A 20,240-nucleotide genomic window follows, 5' to 3' on the forward strand; every position below is an offset into this window, starting at 1 on the left:
GGCAAAACACGAGCTCCATGTTTGCTTTGTCCTTAGCTCCCCACCCCCGAGACCGGAGGGCATGTCTGCCAGTTTCATCACCCTACATTGTCAACAAACCTTTTCGACACGTTTTGTCTTTGTTTGATATTTCAAAGGTAGTACAAGGGATTGTAATTTACAAATTCGATAACATTTAATTTATTTTTTTACAGTATTTTTATTTTTTTAGCATTTCAATTGTCATTAACATAATTTTAAAACGAAATGGAGCGGTGTTAGTTGCAAATTTCTTAACGTGTAGCTGCTCCTCCAATCCCCTACTGCCGGCCCGTATATGGACCCACCTGTACCAGCGCCTAAAAATCCGTTGCGAAAACTATACAATAACCTACAAAGGAAAACTGCCAATCGTTTTGTACTTTTAATGAACCAATGAATATACAAATGAAATCGAGCACGACACTACTGATCGGCAATACGCTTTCCTTTGCAGCTGTACTGTATTCCAACTACCTCTTTGGCAGTGGTGCAGCTGGGGAAAGATCCGTAGGAGAGGTAAGTACCTTGTATACCATGCTAATCACGCCGGCCGGTTATGCCTTTTCGATTTGGGGACTGATCTACTTACTGCTTTTGGGATTCCTTGCTTTTCAATGGGTCGCTTACCTTCGGAACGATGCCAATAATTCCCTGCAACCCTGCGGCATCTGGTTTTTACTTTCGAACATCTTCAATTGCACCTGGATATTCCTGTGGGTCAACTTAGCCCTTGGCTGGTCGGTCTTGGTGATTTTCGGACTCTTGATATCACTTATTGCCATGTTGATTCAGTTGGAATCCTATAGCTTCAGTACCGCTTGGCGTAACCGGATGTTCATTCATCTCCCTATTGGCGTTTACTTGGGATGGATCATCCTGGCCACTACCCTGAATATGGCTGTTTGGTTACAATCAACCAAAACGATTGGGGTTTCCAGTCCAGAAAACTGGGTACTACCCGTAGTGATTACTGCTGTGGCCGTATACCTTTTCCTATTGTACCAACACAATCGCAAAGAACCTGCGTTGGTTGGGGTTTGGGGATTTGTGGCTATCGCCGTCAGCCAATGGAACAAGGAGAATTCCGTGGTTTGGATCAGTCTGACCGCTGCCGTTGTACTCCTTGTACTAGCGATCACCAAACAAGTCAATGGAATCCGGAAAGCCGCATAGATAAGCCATTAAACAAGGAGTATTTTCCCACTTCGCCCAGGCTTTTCAAATGCCGATATCGCATCGATGACTCGCTCCATGGGGTACCTTTCTGCGACATCCACCCGCACTTCAGCCTTACCCAAGGACGTCAGTACTTCACGAAAAGCCTTCATTCTGGCAGCAGCGTCCAGCTCGGCCAAATAGGATGTTAGCCAGAAACCCTCCACTTTTAGGTCCCTAAAAATGAGCAGTCCACTGTTTAAGGGTATGCTCTTCAAGCTAAGTAATCCATATACGATCATCTTTCCTTTAGGCCTTAGACACGTCAACGCCTCTGCACCCAGCGTTCCGCCAACAGCGTCAAATACTACAGCCACCCCGGATTTTCCGGATACTTCTTTTACCCGAAGAGGTAAGCTTTCCCTCTCCGTGTTAACCACCGCTTCGGCACCCAAAGCTAGTAGCTGTGGTACCTGCTCCTCGCTACGCACCGTGCAAACTACTCGAATTCCCCGCCCCTTGGCCATTTGAATCACCAGCTTGGAAAAGGCCGATGCACCCGCTGTAAGCAAGAGCCAATCCCCTTCACGTAACTGCGCACGATCCAACATCCCATAGGCTGTCATGGGGTTTATAAAGGCCTGACAGGCCACGTCGTCTGACATACCCTGCGGCGCAGGTATCAATTGGTCTGCTGGAAGGCAAATATACTCTGCCCAAGTACCTATCGCGCTGAATATTACACGGTCACCCTTTAGGAAGCCCGAGTTGCCATTCGTGTCTTCGATGACCCCCACGGCCTCAAACCCCGCCGGGGATGGAAAATGGGGCTGCAGGCCATACATGCCCCTGATAAACATAATATCCGCTGGGTTGATGTTACGGGCGGTGACTCGAATCAGTACTTCCCCCTCCCCGGGAGATGGAATTTCGACTTGCTCTACCCGTAGCACCTCAGCTGGCAAACCTGCCTCGTAAAAAAGGACCTTCTTCATCATCGCTAAAACTCTTTTTTATTGGTTATTCACTGTCCTAAGCCAAAACCTAGGGTGTTTTTGAGTTATTACCCTTACTAGCCCTCGACAAGCCAGATTCGTCAACTACTCCATGCTGCCATCAACTTTTTAAAACTGCTTCTATTTCCCGGAGCTCCTCCTCGGAAAAAGCCAGGTTATGAATAGTAGCCACGTTATCCTCGAGTTGCTCTACCCGACTGGCACCTACCAGTACCGTGGTGATTCGGGGATCTTTCAGCAGCCAAGCGATTGCCATCTGAGCAAGTGTCTGACCACGGCGGCCCGCAATATCATTTAACGCACGAACCCGCTGCAACAGCTCAGGCGTGATGGCATCTGCTTGCAGGTACCTCCCGTCACGAATAGCCCTGGAGTCCTCCGGTAAGCCTTTCAGGTATTTATTGGTCAAAACACCCTGCTCCAACGGTGAGAAAGGAATGGCTCCAATGCCCTCCTCCTCCAGCACATCCAAAAGTCCGTTTTCAACCCAACGATCCAACATGCTGTACCTTGGCTGATGGATGAAACAGGGAGTGCCCATGGCCTTCAAGATCTGCGATGCCTTCTTGGTTTCCTCCGCAGAATACTGCGAGATACCCACATATAGGGCCTTACCCTGCCGTACGAGGTGGTCCAATGCTCCCATGGTTTCTTCCAGGGGTGTCTTCGGATCAGGTCGGTGGTGGTAAAAAACGTCCACATATTCCAGGCCCATGCGCTTCAGACTTTGGTCCAAACTGGCAATGAGGTACTTTCGTGACCCAAAATTCCCATAGGGACCGGGCCACATATCCCAACCGGCTTTGGAGGAGATGATCAACTCATCCCGGAGTGGAAGAAAGTCCTTTTGCAAAATTCGTCCGAAATTTTCCTCCGCAGCACCAAAAGGGGGGCCGTAGTTGTTGGCCAAATCAAAATGGGTAATTCCCAAGTCAAACGCCTTCCTCAAGAGCTTGCGTTGATTTTTAAAATCGTCGGTATGGCCAAAGTTATGCCACAGGCCCAGTGAAATAAGCGGTAGGTCGATACCACTTTTTCCGCAGCGCCGAAACTGCATGGTATCGTATCGGTCGGCCAAAGGCTGATAGGGCAACAACGCGTTGTGGTCATTGATATGCATAGGTACTGATTGTTTTAAGTTTGGTAAATCAAAAAAAAGCGGTTGACGGTGATCAATCAACTACTAAGGTAATAAATATTTTTGTTTTGGCCCCGCTCCAGGTAGGCCCGCAGAAAGTAAGAGGTCTCCGGCACTGGCTTTACCGGCTTTAGGAGTTCGATGAGCTCTTCGGGCCGTGAAGGTGCAAAACATTTATCGATATAGCCAAACGCCGAAAGAAGACCCTTCTCAAACAGAATTGCGGCCTCTTCTTCCTCGGCGCGGCCTTTTTCCTTGATCAAAATCACTTTTTCATCGAAACGGATGGCTTCCAGCATCGCATTGACCCGCTCGTTATATAGCTCGGGACTCTCGGCTCCCTCACAGGCTCCTCGGCATCCCCCCTGTTGCCGATCGTAACAGGCAGCTACAGCCTTTTGAATACCGCAAAGCTTGGGGCACAGTTTGTGGTTCTTCACCTCAGCAAGGAGAAAATGCCAAGCTTCGGCATGGGTGTTGAAACTGCAAACGGACTCCTGCATGCCTCCGGATTTTCCGATTCCAAGCCGAATAAATCCTCCCTGATCTAAGTAAGTAAACAATCCCCAACGGGTGGATTTGACCTTCATGGCTCGGTTGTATTTTGGCCAATGCTTCTTTATCTCCATGGTCTCGACCAACAGCGCCAAAAACTCGCTGCCGGTGAGCTCGTAACTGACGTCGTGAATTTCCGTTTTCAAATCAATTTTCGCTTTGCCGGAAAAGTGGCCCTTGAATCGGCTCTTGATATTCAATGCCTTGCCCACATAGATGATGCGGCCTTGTTGGTCATGGAAAAAATATACCCCGGTTTCTTCCGGAAGCCGGGCATATTTTTCCGGACTGATATGGGGAGGCAGCGTAGTTTCCTTTTTCTTGCCCTTCAGTGACGTAGGGATTACCCCGACAGTATCCGCTGCCAGCAACTGTCCAAAAAGCAAGGCCGTGGCATAGGCATCTCCCATGGCTCGGTGCCTGCCGCGAATCTGAATGCCCCTTTGGTCGCACAGCGTGCCCAACGAATAAGACCGGTAGCCTGGAAATATCCTTCTGCTCAGACGAACCGTACACAACAGCGCGGGGTGATAAGCCATGCCTTCCAACGCAAAAGCAGCCTTCACGAAGTTGTAGTCAAAATTCACATTATGGGCAACAAATACCTTGCCTTCCAACAGGGCAAAGAGCTCCTCGGCAATTTCCGAAAATGCAGGTGCTCCCTCCAACATCTCGCTAGAAATGCCGGTGAGACCCGTGATAAAGCCCGGTAACATCCGGTTCGGATTGACAAGCGTCTGATATTCATCCACTATGCCCGATCCATCGTGTATCACCACCGCTATCTCGATAATCCGGTTATCCGCTGAGAAGCCTCCCGTAGTCTCTATATCTACAATGGCATACATATTGAATCTATCTATTTTCAATGAGGAAAGTTTGGATCATTATGTGTAAATTCCCACAACCTAAAAGTAACATCTTCCCAGCAGTAGGCAAATGGTAGAGGGTAAAAAAAGAAAGAGCTTCGTGACCATTGAAAAACAATTATAAACACATGAAATCGAGCATGACGCAAGCGACACACACTGGGATGACTATAAACCATGCGAGATTCCATCTGACCATTAAAAATCAATTATAGACAGATGAAAGAAATAGCTGACCAGTGGCAAATGCAGCTCACCGAACTTGGATGGGCTTTTGAGCAGACACTCAAAGATCTACCTCCTACCGACTTTAACTGGAAGCCCCAACCCGACGTGTGGAGCATCGCCGAGATCGTCGATCACCTCATCCGGGTAAACCACAGCTATTTCCCTACATTTGAGCGTATCCTCTCTAACAAACACCAAAAACCTGTATTGGGCTATGTGCCTTTGTTGGGAAGCAAAATGGGAGACCTTATACTCGGTTCGATGAAGAAACCGGATAAGGTCAAGACCTTTGCACCTTGGGAGCCTAGTGGAAGCCTGCTCGATCCACGGATACTTCGGGACTTCTACGAACTCCAACACGAACTTTCGGCGTACATCCAAAAACTAGATCCCTACTTCGAAACGAACCTGATGATCTCCTCTCCCCTAAATAGATGGATCGTCTATCCCCTTGATACGGTCATACAGATCATTCTGGCGCACGAAAGCCGTCATCTCGCACAAATCAAACAACGTATAACCCAATTGCCCCATGCCCAGTGAAAAAGAAAAAATGCTAAGTGGACAACTCTACCTGGCATCAGATCCACAGCTGATGGAGGAAAGGTTGCGTGCCAGAAAACTCCTTAACCGCCTAAACCAGGGCGATCCAGATGACGCAAAGGAACGGGAGCAGATTTTGGGAGAACTCCTGGGCAGCCTCGGAAAAGATGTGTACATAGAACCTCCTTTCTATTGTGACTACGGCTATAACATACAGGTGGGTAAGCAGGTTTATTTTAATTTTGACTGCGTGGTCCTGGATGTGCACCGCGTAATCATAGGCGATCGATGTCTATTCGGTCCCAAAGTCCAAATTTACACGGCTACCCATCCGGTAGACTGGAAGGTAAGGGGCAGTTTGTTGGAATACGGCTCCCAAATCACCATCGGATCGGATGTTTGGGTAGGCGGCGGAGCCATTATTTGCCCCGGAGTGACGGTCGGTGACCGAAGCATCATCGCTGCCGGGGCCGTAGTCACCAAGGATGTTCCGGACGATGCAATGGTGGGAGGCAACCCCGCCCGTATTATCAAACGGCTGGATAAAGGGGAGAATCTGGACGATATCAACTGAGGGTATTGACGGTATTAGCCATTTTAGGACTCCGGGGAATGACACAACTAATTTAATAGCAACGCGAAAAAATGACTGTTGATGAACTTCGACAAATGTGGATGCAATTTGAAGATGTACCCACATATTCCGAAGATGAAATCGAAATAGACTTCTATTGGTGGGAAAAAGGAACCTACCGGTTTGACATTTGGCATTGGTTTGATGAAAAATTGCCAAATGGATTGGCGGTGGATTTTAATTTAGTTTAATAAACAATATGGCATTACCCATAAACATAGATGAATTATTGCACGGCAATACCGTTGAATGGGATCGGATTGAGCTGAAAAAAGGATGGAATCCTGAGGATATCATTCACACTTTATGTACATTCGCCAATGATATTAACAATTAGGATGGAGGTTATGTCATTATTGGAGTTGAAGAAGAAAATGGAAAAGCTAAGTTGCCACCAATTGGTTTACACGTCCAAGAATTGGATGCCATTCAGAAAAAACTGATTGAACTATCTCATAAGTTAATCCCTGTTTATATTCCTGTTTTTCAACCATATTTAATTAATGGAAAGCACATATTGGTTGTTTTTGCCCCCGCTGGAGATAACAGACCCTACAAAGCTCCTATTAGTTTAAGTGAAAAAAGAAGAGAAAGAGCAATGTTCATCAAACGTGGCTCAAAAACGGTAAAAGTTAAAGATGGTTCTGATGACGAAAGACGACTTATTGAACTCACGGCACGTATCCCTTTTGATGACCGAATCAACCAAACTGCCTCCCTGGATGATTTGAATCTACGTTTGATTCAAAACTATTTAAAAGAAGTGAGGAGTTCCTTGTATGATAAAAGCACGAAAATTCCATTCTCTGAATTGTGCCGACATTTAATGATAGCCAAAGGTTCTGAAGAATTATTACGACCTACAAATGCCGGGCTGCTCTTGTTTAATGAAAATCCAGATAATTTCTTTTCAGGGGCAAAAATTGATTTGATAATCCACAAAAATGAAGTCGGAAAAGATTATACCGAAAAAATATTTACAGGTTCAATCATTCAGCAAATAAGAGATGTATTGCAGTATTTCAAATCAACTATTGTAGAAGAGTTGGTGGTTAAATCAGCTAGGCAAGCTGAATCAATACGCTTCTTCAACTATCCTTTTCAGGCCATAGAAGAAGCCGTAGTCAATGCGGTTTATCATAAAAGCTATGAACGAGAAAATCCAGTCGAAATCCAAATCCATAAAGACAAAATTGAAATATTGAGCTTTCCTGGTCCTATGCCACCAATTAACCAAGCAATGCTCAATAAACAAAGAGTGGTCGCGCGAGATTATAGAAATCGTAAAATAGGTGGATTTTTAAAGGAGTTGAAACTTACAGAAGGTAGAGGAACAGGATTGCCCATTATTCATAGTAGTATGGAAGAAAACGGTTCACCACCACCTGTTTTTGAGACGGATGAAAACAATGCTTACTTTTTGTGTGTCCTACCTATACATCCCCTTACAAATTCCATCTTAGGTCATCTTTCTGACCTAAGTAGGGACGAAGATATGTCATTGATAATTAAAACATTATCAGAAATTAACAATCATCTTAGGTCGCAAAAAACAGTCAAAAGAGACCAAGTTGAGCCTAAGTTGTTGAGTCTTTTAGAATCGGTATTTCTAAAAGTATTAGTCTTTTGTGACCAACCTCAAAGTCGATTGGCAATTCTAGAAATTTTGAAGTTATATAATAACAGTCGAAATTTTGATAATTATGTAAAACCACTCTTGGAGGTTGGCTGGTTACAGCAAACGATTCCCGATAAACCCAGAAGTAAAAATCAAAAATATTATACCACTGATTTGGGTAAAAAATTACTTGAAGTACTTTCATTAGAAGTTAATTCAGGAATTAAAAGAATTCCAGTAGCCTCTTCAAACATTGCGGCTGTTGGCTATGATAAAGAAGCACGCATTTTAGAAATAGAATTTCACCACGGTGCCATTTATCAGTATGTTGATGTACCGGAAAAAGTATATGAAGAGTTGATGGGTTCTCCTGCAATAGGGGCGTATTTTATGAATGAAATCAAGCGTAAATTTAAATATCAAAAGAAATAAAATTGGCGGATAGCATTTGGAAAAAGCTTTCAAATGGGAGGCTAAAAAGGAAACAAATCGGGCTATATGCCAGCTGTTTTTTTATGACCCATATCGTCTTCGGGCACACAAAATAAATGGAGGGACATTTCAGAATTTTACCGAAAAGTCTTATCTGAAATTAACAGATAGACAAATTCAAATACATATTGAACAAAAAAACCAGCCCAAGCTAAAAGCTCAGACTGATTTTTGTATACCAAACATCACGGAATTCCAAAATCCATGTATGACCTGTATCCGTTCAACGGACTTTGGGATCATCTAGCCCCTACATCAACCCAGCGATTTTTTCTCGTGATTCTCCTTTATAATCCGTCGCAGGATTTTACCCACGTTGGATTTTGGGAGTTCGTCCACAAAATACACTTCTTTGGGCACCTTGTAGCTGGTTAGATTTTCCCTAGCAAATGCAATGATCTCCTCCCCCCTAACCGCCGAGTCATTAGCCACCACATAGGCCACTACCTTTTCAGTAGATTTTTCATCCCGCACACCTATTACACCGACTTCGTTTACTTTTTCGTGAGCGGCTATGGCATCTTCTACTTCGTTCGGATACACGTTAAAGCCGGATACCAAGATCATTTCCTTTTTGCGATCCACAATGCGCAGGAAACCATCTGAATCGATGGTTGCGATGTCTCCCGTTTTGAGCCATTCGCCCAAAAAGACCTTTTCACTCTCCTCCGGTCGCTGCCAATAGCCCCGCATCACTTGGGGCCCCTTGATACACAACTCTCCTTTTTCGCCAAGAGCCACCTCGACACCGTCATCATCCACGATTTTTACTTCGGTGTTGGGCAACGGCATGCCGATGGTTCCGATGCGCTCAGTACCGTCTATGGGATTACAAGTTGCTACCGGCGAAGTTTCGGTAAGTCCATATCCTTCTGCCAATGCCGTTCCGGTTACTTTCTGCCACCTTTCGGCAACCGCCCGCTGAACGGCCATGCCTCCCCCTACGGCTACCTTTAGCGAGCTGAAATCCAAGCTTCGGAATGCCTCTTGGTTTAACAGCCCGTTAAAGAGCGTATTTACGCCAGTAAATACGCTGAACTTATGCTTTGCCAACTCCTTGCAAAATGCGGGCATATCCCTCGGGTTGGTAATCAATACATTATGGGCTCCAATCTTTAGCATCGCTAGGCAATTGACGGTCAGCGCAAAAATATGATACAGCGGCAATGCTGTGATGACCGTCTCTTCCTTTTCCTTCAACTTTGGCTTCATCCAAGCAGAAATCTGCTGCATGTTGGCAACAATGTTACCGTGGGTCAATTCTGCACCTTTGGACACGCCGGTGGTACCACCTGTGTACTGTAGGTAGGCAAGGTCTTCTTGGGTGAGTTCCTCCCGACGATACGATTGAGATGCTCCGGAAGCGAGGGCCTTTTTGATGGAAATGGCTCCAGGTAGGGAATAGGCCGGTACCATTTTCTTCACGTGCTTTACCACCAGGTTGACGATGGTGCCTTTAAGTCCGCCCAGCAAGTCCCCAATTTCGGTCACGATGATATGCTTGGCAGGGATCTCGGATTTTATTTTCTGCAGATTGGCGGCAAAGTTTGCCAAAATGACTACGGCGGAAACGCCGGCATCCGTAAACTGATGCTTCATTTCCTTTGGCGTGTAAAGCGGATTGGTGTTAACCACTACCAGTCCCGCCCGCAAGGCGCCAAACATGACTACTGGATACTGTAGCAGGTTGGGCATCTGAATGGCGATCCGGTCCCCTTTTTTCAATTTCAGGTCGTGCTGCAAAAAAGCCGCAAAATTCTTGGAAAGCTTGTCCAGCTCGTTAAAGGACAATGTTTTGCCCATGCATTCATACGCAATGGCGTCGCCATAGGATTTGATGCTTTCTTCAAACAGATCCACTACACTGCTGTAAGCGGTTACATCTACCTGATGTGGAACTTCCTTAGGATAAAACTTAAACCACGGAAAATCTTGCATAATGTCTTTTTATTTTGAGTTTATCTAACAGGTGATCGATACGAACTTCGCGTACTAAGATATCAAACTATCCAGCGAAACAAAACCGACGGAATTGTTTTTTTTATATACGCACTAAGACTTCTTGCCGTTTAAAAAACTTAAGCTTTGTTCTATGCCTCAAAATGGCATAAATTTGGCTATTAATTCCCGAAAAGAAACAAACCCATGCATTTACTCCGAATCACATCCATTCTACTGGTATTTAGTGCCTTTGCCTTCGGTGCACGGGCGCAACAGGTGGACTCTTTGGCCGTTTCACTTGAAAACTCGCTAAAACAAAGTCTGCTCAAAAGCATTGAACTGAAAACCGACTCGCTGAACAGCGACTTGGGTACCAAACTATCCGATCTGGACCGCCGCATTCAGATGCTTGACGAATCGCTGGAAATAACCACCAACGAACGTCAATTGGTAGACAAATTGGTAGAAAGGGTTAAACTCATTGAGGATTTTCAACAGGCAGAGCGGGAATCCGAACTCAATATCTACAAAGGGAACTATCAGTCCGCCATCATCAACTTGGTATCTATGGAAAGGGAACTGAAGCCTTTGTTGCTGTTCAATTCCACCCGGGAGTTCTTTAATACCCTAAATAGTATAGGAAACCCGACGCAATACCCAGGATTTAACGACTGGTACAAAGGCTTCCAATCCTATGTATCGGAAAACAAAGACAGCAACGCCACCATGGGCGTGGTATCCAATCTAATGAACCTCACTGGAAGCCTTTCAGCGGGAACGCCCATCTTCGGAACATTCAGTCAGACCCTGTTTATGGGTATGTCCAGCTACGTGGACCAATTGGGTTCTAACAAAAAAACCCAGGATTTACGGGATAGAAGCCAGAAAATGTTTGAGTTAGTAACAGAAATTGGGCAATTTACCAGTGACAAAGACCTGGTAGAGACCGAATGGGAGGCCATTAATGTGGAGCTGGAAGAACTTAAAAAACTCTATGAATCCAATCTGGAAAAGAATCTGGAGATTCTGGGGATCAAGCGTCCGGAATTTGACCGTAGGTTTACGAATGAAAACGATGCTAACAAGCGGTATCAATACCTCAATGAGCTAACGGACATTATCTCGAAAAAGGTAGCCGAAGAGCGAAACCAAAATCCGAAAAACTGGAAAAACACCTTTTTTTATGAAATGAGTGAGATCCAATCGTTGAAAATCCGCTTTGGCACCATTACTTTTCGGATCAGCGAAAACATCGGTAAGTATAATGACCTAATATCAAAATATAAGAAAAGTCAGTACATGGGTACCAAAATTATCGACTTGGAAGCCAAGCTACTGACCATGAAGAATTCCTTTGACAAAACTTTCAGCCCGTTGGATTATATCAATTCGGCGAATAAAATGTATAAAGTTTACTAATTTTATCCCTCCGGCAGGTAGCCGGAGGGATATCTTTTAACTGCCTATGGTTCGTTTTCTAGCCGGGGTCATCGTCACGTTGGTGCTCGTTTTGACTGCTTGGTTTTTATTTTCCAAAAAAGAAGAGAAACAGGAAATCCAATACCATTCCGCTCTTATCCAACAGCAAATCAACCAAGTGGGTAAGCTGATCGTTACAGAGGGGCAGTTTTCCCAAGTGATGAGCTATGGGAACACTCGGAAAAACTATTTTGACATTTTTTCAGCCAACAAAAAGGCACTCGTGATCGTGAATGCCAAAGTAACCGTAGGCTACGATCTGCGTAAAATCCAGACAGATATAGACGAGGCCAACCGAACTGTACGCATTACCAACATCCCTCCACCCGAAATCAACATCTATCCGGACCTGTCTTATTATGATGTTACTCAGGATTATTTCAATAAATTTGGGGCGGAGGATTATAACAAGATCAAAGACACCGTACACAAAATGATGGAGGACAAAGTCTCCCAATCCAATCTGAAAGACGATGCGAAAGAGCGCTTGCTGAACGAGCTGTCAAAAATTTACATCCTGACCAACTCCATGGGCTGGACACTGGCCTACGAAGAAACCGTCATTACCAACCTGGAGACCTTACAACAACTGGAATTAAAATAAATAAACGTTAATTACATGCAGATGAACAAATCCCTACTTGCGGGGGTGACACTCTTCTTGGCTGTAGCGGCAAGCTCGCTTGCCCAATCCCAAGAGACGCTGAGTATCATACCCTATCCAAAAGAAGTAACCGTTCAAAGTGGATATTTCCACCTAACCCCCGGAACACCGATTTTGGCAACATCAGCGGATGCCCGCAAATCAGCCGAGCTGTTTAACCAATTTTTGTTGGCCAACCAGGGGTTTAGCCTACCCATCACCCAGATGAAACCCAGGGGTAAAGCCATCATTCTTACGGAAGCTGAAGGGGCCGAAGGCAATGAGAGTTACCTGTTGGAAATTTCCCCTGATCAGATTCAACTAACGGGCCGAAAAGCGGGTATATTCTACGGACTACAGACGGTGCTCCAACTTATTGAGACACGTGACGGTAAAGCGAGCGTACCCTCTGCCCGAATTAAAGACGAACCCGCGTTCGAATACAGAGGCTTGATGTTGGACGTTTCCAGGCATTTCTTCAGCACAGATCAGATCAAAAAAATGCTGGACCTGATGGGGTATTTCAAATTCAATCGCATGCATTGGCACCTAACAGAGGATCAGGGCTGGAGGTTGGAGATCAAAAAGTACCCCAAGCTCACCCAAGTCAGCGCCTGGAGGGATTCCACCATCATCGGACAGTACTACGACTTCAAGCCTTTTATTTACGATGGAAAGCCACATGGTGGATACTATACCCAAGAAGAAGCCAAGGAAATTGTTCGATACGCGGCAGAGCGACATATCACCGTGATCCCCGAAATCGAATTACCGGGTCACAGTTCGGCGGTATTGGCCGCTTACCCTGAGTTGGGAAGCTTCGAGGTGAAAGATGGCAAAGCACTGCCAGGCACCATCCCAGCTACAAACGATAAGGGCCAACCTTACGACAACGACCTGAGCACCGACGTTCCCGGCTATTGGGGCGTACATTACAATATCTATGGGCCTACCGAAAAAGCATTTCGCTTTTTAGAAGATGTACTTACGGAGGTGATGGAGATTTTCCCCAGCGAATACATCCACATCGGAGGGGACGAAGTACCCAAAGATCAGTGGATCACGTCTGAAATCGCGCAAAAAGTAATCAAGAAAGAAAAACTGGCCGATGAACACGAGCTGCAAAGCTTTTTCATCCGGCGCATTGAAAAATTCCTGAATAAAAATGGGCGTAAACTAATTGGCTGGGATGAAATCCTGGAGGGAGGATTGGCTCCCAATGCTACTGTGATGAGCTGGAGAGGCGAGAAAGGAGGCATAGAAGCGGCCAAAATGGGGCACGATGTCATCATGACACCCAATAGCCACCTGTATTTTGACCACTACCAAGCTGCGGACAAATCCACCGAACCTCTGGCCATTGGCGGATTCCTCCCCTTAGAAAAAGTGTATAGCTACACACCCATCCCTGAATCACTTACTGCCGAGGAGCAGAAACATGTCTTGGGAGTGCAGGCCAACCTCTGGACAGAATACATCCCCACCAACAACAAAATGGAGTACTTTCTCTTTCCGAGGGCGCTGGCACTGGCGGAAGTAGCGTGGAAAAGCAAAGAAGAAAAAAACTTCACAACCTTTACCCACCACCGACTTCCTAAGCGACTGGCGGAGCTGGAGGAAAGGAACGTATTCTTCCGGATTCCCGAGGCGGACGTATCCATTTCGAGAGATGCAGCTACGGGTAGGCACCTAGTTTCTATCACGCCATTCGTGGCCAATGCAGAGGTGTTTTATACGGTGGACGGTCACAAAGCAGATCAGACTGCAAACCGCTACGCGGAACCCTTCCTCGCACCCATTCCGGGAGAAGGGCAGGGACCGTTGACGTTGAGGTACACCATCGTGACCCCCGGTGGCCGAAGCAGCAACGAGTTTCAAGTTGAGATTAAGCTTCCCTAACCAGGGAATTGGCAGATTTTAGAAAAACCCGGAAGGTTGATCCCTCTCCGGGTTTACTTTTTACCTCCACCCTACCGCCCATAGATTCGGCCTGTACCTTGGTGATAAATAATCCGAACCCTCGTGAATCTGCTGTTCGGTGAAAGGTTTCGTACAACTTGAAAAGCCTGTCTTTGAATTTATCCAGGTCTATCCCCAACCCATTGTCTGCTACCTCCAACACCACAAATCCTCCATCCACTGCCGCAGAAATCCTAACGACCAATGGCCTCGCCGGTGACTTAAATTTGAGTGCATTGGAGACCAAATTCAAGAGTATGTGGTTCAAATAGGAAGGAACAACATCTACCCACAACTTCTCATCAACCTGTATATCCACATGGGCACCAGCTGCATCCGCCTCTCCTTCCATCAGCACCATTGTTCTCGAAATCGCCTTACTGAGATTTCTGACTGCCCTAGGCTTCGACAACGAATCTTGGATTTCAATCACCTGATTGAGATTTCGTATGGTCTGATCCAACTGATCAGCCGTCAACCTAATCAGACTGGTATATTCACGCTTATCCTCAGGTGATTCGGCCGGGTCGTCAAGCAAATCCACCAATCCTAGGATATTTCCCGCATGGGAACGTATATGGTGCGAAACGATATGGGTAAAGCTTTTCAGCTTGTGATTTTGATCAGCCGCCAAGTTCAACAATGCCTGCATGCGTTCACGCTCCTCCATTTTATCCGTAATTTCACTTCCCCAAGCCAAAAAGAGACTTTCTGTATTCGGAAACTTCAATAGCTGGATTTTCCATTCAACCACTCTTCCTTTACGGGATTTACTAGACACCCATGACCTGGAAACGGCCTCGCCATTGCCCACTTCCTTGAAAAGCGGCCGTATCATTTCCAAATCCTTACTCGAAAACTGATCAAAGAAAGTAAATCCCGGCTTATGGATGTCCCGCCAGGAATAACTAACGAAAGCCATGTTTGCGTAAAGCAAAGCACCTGTACGCTCAAAACACACCACAAAACCCGGAGCATTGTCCAATACTTCGGCAAAAAACACGTCCATACCCACTTGACTCATGTTGTGCATGAAACCAGCGGCAAAAAATGCACTCGGGGCTTTTAATGTTATTGGCGGATATTGACCTCCACCTTCCTCTTTTTTGCGTGTCATATGCTCGTCATTGATTTATCAAAAGCTAGAAAAAACCTACCTGAGGGAGGAAGTCCGCATGACAAATAATCGTCCCAAAACCAAAAGTGCAGCGCATGCCTCACCCTCAGGGAGACTCGTCTTCATTTCAGCCATCGGATCGCTACTTCTTGCGGCTCGGTTGGTTAGGAACTGTGTACTATCTTTAACGGCAAAATTAACGTATTTGGTGAAAATAAGTAGAGATATATTAAAAATTTTTCTTCCTTTAATATAATTATAAAGTATTCGCTTTTCAAATAATCTAAAATGTTTTTTGGTCTGAAGGATCAGGAAACATCTCTACTCCATAGCCTAGGAAAACTTCCAGTTAGCTTCGATATCAACACCCAATCAAAGACCGTATGGGCTATAGCCACGGCCCAAAAGCCTATTCCTTCAAACAAGAAACCAAACCCTGCAATAACCCCTACCATCAGCGCCCCATACACAGAAATACGCCAATTGGTTGGATTCAGGTAGCCATGAAGTGCCACAAAAATCAGGGATGTCCACCAAATACCCAGCAAAGGCTGTAAACCCGCCCGAAAGAATAACTCCTCTCCCACTCCCGCACACATGGACACCAGCAGAATAGACGCGGGTGTCCATTGGAAAGATTCAATAAGTCTGCGATAATAGTGCCTCTCTTTGGTGAAAAATGGCGCTGAAATTAACAGCAACGCAAGCGTCGATGATGCCAAACCAACCCCTATACCCCAAAAAAACTGCTCTCCCACTGGCCGTCCACGCGTTAGCACCGCCCATGGTTCAGCATCCTGGAGAAAGACGATAACCAGTATCCCCAAAAGTCCAAATACCAACAGCGTTAACAACCCCAACCAAAATAGACTAACCCGCATCTACGATTTCCTTTCCAGCCAATACTGTTCTATTTCTTCAAGGGACTTTCCTGCCGTCTCCGGGATCATTTTCCAAATAATAAACATATAGGGCAAACACATCAATGCAAACAAAAAGAAGGTACCCGAAGGGCTTAGGTTTTCCAAAAACCAGGGCGTCAACTGTCCAATCAGGTATGTTCCTACCCATAGGGAGAGCCCGGCAACCGACATGGCGATCCCTCTGACGCGGTTAGGGTACATTTCAGAGAGCAAAACAAAAATGACCGCTGAAATAGAAATCGCAGTGAAAAAGATATACAAAATAAACAACACAAGCAGCCAAATGACGCCTACTCCCAGTGCCTCCCCTTGCCAAAAGTAACCACCGATCGCTAGCAGTGTAACGATCATCCCGGTCACGCCAAAATACACCAGACTCTTGCGACCTACACGGTCAATAATAAAAAGTGCCAATACGGTGGTCAGCACATTCACGAGACCTACCCAAACCTGATAAAATAAGGCATCCCCGGAGGAAAGACCACTTTGCTCGAAGATGGTGGGGCCGTAATACAGAACGGCATTTACCCCCATGAACTGTCCCAATAGGGCAATAGCAACCCCTATAAGCACCGGCCTCCGCAGTTCGGGCTGCCACAACGACCTCCAACCCGAATCAGAAACACGGGCTATATTTGCATACACTTCCTCTATTCTCCACTGAATTTGCTGGGTATCCCGGTAGATCTTGCCAAATATTACCCTGGCCGCTGCCTCCTGCCTGTGGACAAGCAGCCATCGTGGGCTTTCTGGAATGAAGAATATCAGGATAAAAAATATCGTGGCCGGGATAAATTCCATGCCTAACATACCCCGCCAAACCTCGTCACGAAATACCCACTGTACCCATTCAGGAGATTGGTTGCAAAGTTGGGTGGAGAATGCCTGCAACTGAAAATTCACCAAATAGGCCCCTAAAAAACCCACTGTAATTGCCAGTTGATACAGGGATACCAAACTGCCTCGATATGCGGAAACTGCCATTTCGGAAATGTACATGGGTGATATGATGGAAACCATCCCAATACCGGCACCTCCAATGATTCGGAAAACCACCAGTTGGCCAAAACCGGCAGCGATTGCACAACCCACCGCCGAAGCCGTAAAGAGAAGTGCAGCTAAAAACATTACTTTCTTTCTCCCAAAACGGTCACTCAGCCACCCCGCCACAGAAACCCCCGCAATGGACCCGACCAAAGCACATCCCACGTACCATCCCTGCTGGAGCACGTCCAATTCAAATTGACGGGAAACCTGCGTAATGGTACCCGAAATAACGGCGGTATCGTATCCAAATAGAAAGCCGCCCAATGCAGCCACGGCGGACAAAAAAACGAGGTAGAGAAATGAAGGATGTATGGTTTTCAACGGATTCAGGTATTATTTTTCGAGGCAAAATAGGCAAAAGTTACGGCGATTCCGTGTACCTACACGCTAAAAGCGCCCATTCATCACAAAATTTAGACATTGCTGCTAGGATAAGCAAGTTTTGGCTTAAATTTAGACCACTCGACAAGTTTCAAACAGCTATCAAATCCGATGAGAGGCCGTATGCGTCACGTATTTCCGGTATGTTTCCTGTGGGTGATCACCATGGCCTTCCCATGGTCCGTTCTTGGCCAGGAAGGTGAGCTCCAAAAAAGGAAAGGCTACCTGCAAGAGCTTTTGGAACAAAACCGGCCCCACCCCACTCCAGCCCAGCGACCCAGGGATGTCTTTGCTTCGTTCGTTCGCCTAAGCGCACAGGACAGTACGTGGGACGCTTGGCAGTCTCGAACTGGAGAGCTACCGCCAAACTTCGACCGAATGCCCTCTATCCCGTTGTTGCCAGACCCCTTGGTTTGGAACGAAGGAGAGCAGTCCCTTCCCATCACCAACTTGTCCCAGTGGTATAATCAGCGGGACTGGATGAAGGAAAAAGTCAAGGAACTGTTTGCCGGCACCTTTCCCGATCCACCAAAAAATATGACGAGTAATATATTGGAAGAGCGACTGGAAAACGAGGTACTCGTACAGCGGATTGAGCTTCGATTTGGAGCACATCCGGATGCCAAGCTAAACTTGGAGGTGTTCACTCCTCCCGGAGAAGGTCCCTTTCCGGTATTTATCACGCAATGGAACCACCGCGGCTGGGCCCAGATCGCTGTAAGAAGGGGATATATGGGAGTGATCTATGCGGGGGCGGATGAATTCGACGATACGATCTTGTACCAAGAAGTATACCCGGGGTACGATTGGACCGCACTGATGACCAGGGCATGGGGCGCCTCCAGAGCGGTGGATTATCTGTATACACTGGCGGAAGTAGATAAGGCAAAAATCGCCTTGACAGGGCATTCGAGAAACGGCAAGCTCTCCCTCCTTGCCGGAGCCTTTGACCCCCGCTTCACGGCCATCATCAGCAGCAGCGGAGGCACAGGTGGGGAGATTCCCTATAGATATACCGACGAACGGCATGAAAACGAGTCGCTGGATTACCTAAATTCCATCCGTCCCCAGTGGTTCCACCCCAGGTTACGCTTTTACAATGGACGTGAACACAAACTCCCCATAGACCAAAATTCCCTGATGGCCCTGATCGCTCCCAATGCGCTGTTGCTCAGTTCCTCCATTCGGGAGGGCGGTGGCGGAGATCCATGGGCTATTGAGCAAAATTTTCATTCCGTAAAACGTGTCTATGCCTTTCTGGGATCTTCGGATCGTGTTGGCCTTCGCTTTCGGGACGGCGGACATGGGGTTGCCGCAAGGGACTTGGAATCCTATGTTGATTGGTTAGATATCCAATTTGGGCGTTCGGACAAAACGTGGATCAATCAGAACTACTATCCTTACGACTTTGAAAGCTGGTCAGCCGAGCAGTCGGCACCGATCAATCCCATGGATTTTCCTGAGTTAGATCCTGCCAATCCACCCCTTCTCTCAGGCCTGTCCTCTCGATCGGAATGGATAGGCCGCAGGGCACAAATTAGGGAAGGGCTGGACCTATTGCTTGGGAAAACGCCTGCGGGCATTGGTCCGGCAAAGATTACCGAATTAAGCGAGCGCGAAGATTACATGGATCAGTTGATCCAACGGCCTAACCCCAGAAACGGGGTACGAAGAAACATCGCTCCCTATCGTGCCATGGGTGACTACCAGTATGCAGCCCTGTACTTTCCCGCCGATCAAGACGGAAAAATACGGCAGCCGAAAGGCGGAAAATTTCCCGTAATCATCTGGTCTCACAAATTTATCAATACCGGTTTTGACCGGTTACTAAATCCCTTGATATCAGATTTTCTGGATAAAGGCATCGCGGTGATGGTCTTTGATCAGCTAGGTTACGGTAGCCGTATCGAAGAGGGAACGGACTTCTACGAACGCTACCCCGGTTGGTCCAAGATGGGGAAAATGGTAGCCGACACCCGCGCAGCCCTAGACGCCCTTCAGCAAATCGAACTTATCGACGAAAATAGCATATACTTGGGAGGATACAGCCTAGGTGGGACCATCAGTCTGTTGACCGCGGCGATGGACGACCGCGTTGCAGGCGTAGCTGCCGCCTCGGCCTTCACCCCCTGGAGAATATATACTTCATCCCAAGGGTACGAGGGCATTCGGGCCTATTCCCATTTATATGGGCTGATTCCGAGGCTGGGCTACTTTCTGGATAATGAAAAACGCTTACCTGTTGACTTTCCGGAAATTCTGGCGGCAATCGCACCGAAGCCGTTACTGCTCTTCACGCCGGAGATGGACCGACATGCAGATCTAAAGGCCGCTACCCATAGTATTTCCCTTGCCAACCGCATATATGGATTGCATGGCACCGCTCGTATCAACCAAAAAACACCGAAGGCTTTCGGCCAATTTACCCCTGCGCAACAAAAAGAACTGGTAGACTGGGTCTTCCAGCAACTGACCCCCTGA

16 protein-coding genes and 1 pseudogene are annotated in these 20,240 nt (G+C 46.7%); 10 read left to right on the top strand and 7 right to left on the bottom strand.

Annotation, left to right across the window (positions count from 1 at the left end; genetic code table 11):
• Nucleotides 1-426 precede the first annotated feature (426 nt).
• On the top strand, nucleotides 427-1,194 hold the full coding sequence (locus tag JJU34_RS12590) for a tryptophan-rich sensory protein (protein WP_228692731.1): 768 nt from the start codon (nucleotides 427-429) through the stop codon (nucleotides 1,192-1,194).
• 8 nt (nucleotides 1,195-1,202) lie between these two features.
• On the opposite strand, the gene JJU34_RS12595 is transcribed toward JJU34_RS12590, so the two are convergent.
• The 3 genes from JJU34_RS12595 to JJU34_RS12605 all read right to left on the bottom strand — a co-directional run bounded on the left by JJU34_RS12595 (nucleotide 1,203) and on the right by JJU34_RS12605 (nucleotide 4,754).
• Nucleotides 1,203-2,174: a zinc-dependent alcohol dehydrogenase family protein gene (locus JJU34_RS12595; protein WP_366512703.1), complete on the bottom strand. Its 972-nt coding sequence runs from the start codon at nucleotides 2,172-2,174 to the stop codon at nucleotides 1,203-1,205.
• A gap of 118 nt (nucleotides 2,175-2,292) precedes the next feature.
• A complete protein-coding gene (gene mgrA, locus JJU34_RS12600) occupies nucleotides 2,293-3,312 on the bottom strand; it encodes an L-glyceraldehyde 3-phosphate reductase (RefSeq protein WP_228692732.1) in 1,020 nt (339 codons plus the stop codon).
• Between the two features lie 56 nt (nucleotides 3,313-3,368).
• Nucleotides 3,369-4,754: an exonuclease domain-containing protein gene (locus tag JJU34_RS12605; protein WP_366512704.1), complete on the bottom strand. Its 1,386-nt coding sequence runs from the start codon at nucleotides 4,752-4,754 to the stop codon at nucleotides 3,369-3,371.
• A gap of 219 nt (nucleotides 4,755-4,973) precedes the next feature.
• Here JJU34_RS12605 and JJU34_RS12610 point away from each other — a divergent pair, with 219 nt between their 5' ends.
• The 5 genes and pseudogenes from JJU34_RS12610 to JJU34_RS21845 all read left to right on the top strand — a co-directional run bounded on the left by JJU34_RS12610 (nucleotide 4,974) and on the right by JJU34_RS21845 (nucleotide 8,209).
• Nucleotides 4,974-5,525 (top strand): DinB family protein, encoded by a 552-nt coding sequence (locus JJU34_RS12610; protein WP_228692733.1) that lies wholly within the window; start codon nucleotides 4,974-4,976, stop codon nucleotides 5,523-5,525.
• Nucleotides 5,515-6,099: a sugar O-acetyltransferase gene (locus JJU34_RS12615; RefSeq protein ID WP_228692734.1), complete on the top strand. Its 585-nt coding sequence runs from the start codon at nucleotides 5,515-5,517 to the stop codon at nucleotides 6,097-6,099. The genes JJU34_RS12610 and JJU34_RS12615 overlap by 11 nt, the downstream gene beginning before the upstream one ends.
• A 71-nt stretch (nucleotides 6,100-6,170) precedes the next feature.
• Nucleotides 6,171-6,350: a hypothetical protein gene (locus JJU34_RS12620; RefSeq protein WP_228692735.1), complete on the top strand. Its 180-nt coding sequence runs from the start codon at nucleotides 6,171-6,173 to the stop codon at nucleotides 6,348-6,350.
• Nucleotides 6,351-6,508: 158 nt separating this feature from the next.
• Nucleotides 6,509-7,555 (top strand): annotated as a pseudogene (locus JJU34_RS21840) (ATP-binding protein); the annotation flags it as partial.
• 99 nt (nucleotides 7,556-7,654) lie between these two features.
• Nucleotides 7,655-8,209, top strand: a complete 555-nt coding sequence (locus JJU34_RS21845) for a KTSC domain-containing protein (protein ID WP_366512705.1) — start codon at nucleotides 7,655-7,657, stop codon at nucleotides 8,207-8,209.
• A gap of 315 nt (nucleotides 8,210-8,524) precedes the next feature.
• Here JJU34_RS21845 and JJU34_RS12630 read toward each other — a convergent pair whose 3' ends face one another.
• The gene (locus JJU34_RS12630; RefSeq protein ID WP_228692737.1) at nucleotides 8,525-10,207 is read right to left on the bottom strand and encodes an AMP-binding protein; all 1,683 of its coding nucleotides are present in this window, start codon (nucleotides 10,205-10,207) and stop codon (nucleotides 8,525-8,527) included.
• A 207-nt stretch (nucleotides 10,208-10,414) separates the two neighbouring features.
• On the opposite strand from JJU34_RS12630, the gene JJU34_RS12635 reads away from it, so the two are divergent.
• The 3 genes from JJU34_RS12635 to JJU34_RS12645 are packed head-to-tail and all read left to right on the top strand — an operon-like array spanning nucleotide 10,415 to nucleotide 14,231.
• Nucleotides 10,415-11,629: a hypothetical protein gene (locus tag JJU34_RS12635; protein ID WP_228692738.1), complete on the top strand. Its 1,215-nt coding sequence runs from the start codon at nucleotides 10,415-10,417 to the stop codon at nucleotides 11,627-11,629.
• Nucleotides 11,630-11,675: 46 nt separating this feature from the next.
• Nucleotides 11,676-12,293 (top strand): DUF4230 domain-containing protein, encoded by a 618-nt coding sequence (locus JJU34_RS12640; protein ID WP_228692739.1) that lies wholly within the window; start codon nucleotides 11,676-11,678, stop codon nucleotides 12,291-12,293.
• Nucleotides 12,294-12,308: 15 nt separating this feature from the next.
• Nucleotides 12,309-14,231 (top strand): beta-N-acetylhexosaminidase, encoded by a 1,923-nt coding sequence (locus tag JJU34_RS12645; protein ID WP_228692740.1) that lies wholly within the window; start codon nucleotides 12,309-12,311, stop codon nucleotides 14,229-14,231.
• On the opposite strand, the gene JJU34_RS12650 is transcribed toward JJU34_RS12645, so the two are convergent.
• The 3 genes from JJU34_RS12650 to JJU34_RS12660 all read right to left on the bottom strand — a co-directional run bounded on the left by JJU34_RS12650 (nucleotide 14,218) and on the right by JJU34_RS12660 (nucleotide 17,699).
• Nucleotides 14,218-15,408 (bottom strand): HAMP domain-containing sensor histidine kinase, encoded by a 1,191-nt coding sequence (locus JJU34_RS12650; RefSeq protein WP_228692741.1) that lies wholly within the window; start codon nucleotides 15,406-15,408, stop codon nucleotides 14,218-14,220. The two genes, JJU34_RS12645 and JJU34_RS12650, sit on opposite strands and share 14 nt — an antisense overlap.
• A gap of 308 nt (nucleotides 15,409-15,716) precedes the next feature.
• Nucleotides 15,717-16,289 (bottom strand): CPBP family intramembrane glutamic endopeptidase, encoded by a 573-nt coding sequence (locus JJU34_RS12655; RefSeq protein WP_228692742.1) that lies wholly within the window; start codon nucleotides 16,287-16,289, stop codon nucleotides 15,717-15,719.
• Nucleotides 16,290-17,699 (bottom strand): sugar porter family MFS transporter, encoded by a 1,410-nt coding sequence (locus JJU34_RS12660; protein WP_228692743.1) that lies wholly within the window; start codon nucleotides 17,697-17,699, stop codon nucleotides 16,290-16,292.
• Between the two features lie 183 nt (nucleotides 17,700-17,882).
• Here JJU34_RS12660 and JJU34_RS12665 point away from each other — a divergent pair, with 183 nt between their 5' ends.
• On the top strand, nucleotides 17,883-20,240 hold the full coding sequence (locus JJU34_RS12665) for an alpha/beta fold hydrolase (protein WP_228692744.1): 2,358 nt from the start codon (nucleotides 17,883-17,885) through the stop codon (nucleotides 20,238-20,240).

The sequence above is a fragment of the Lunatimonas sp. genome (assembly GCF_020832325.1).
In the GTDB taxonomy this organism is placed as follows: domain Bacteria; phylum Bacteroidota; class Bacteroidia; order Cytophagales; family Cyclobacteriaceae; genus Lunatimonas.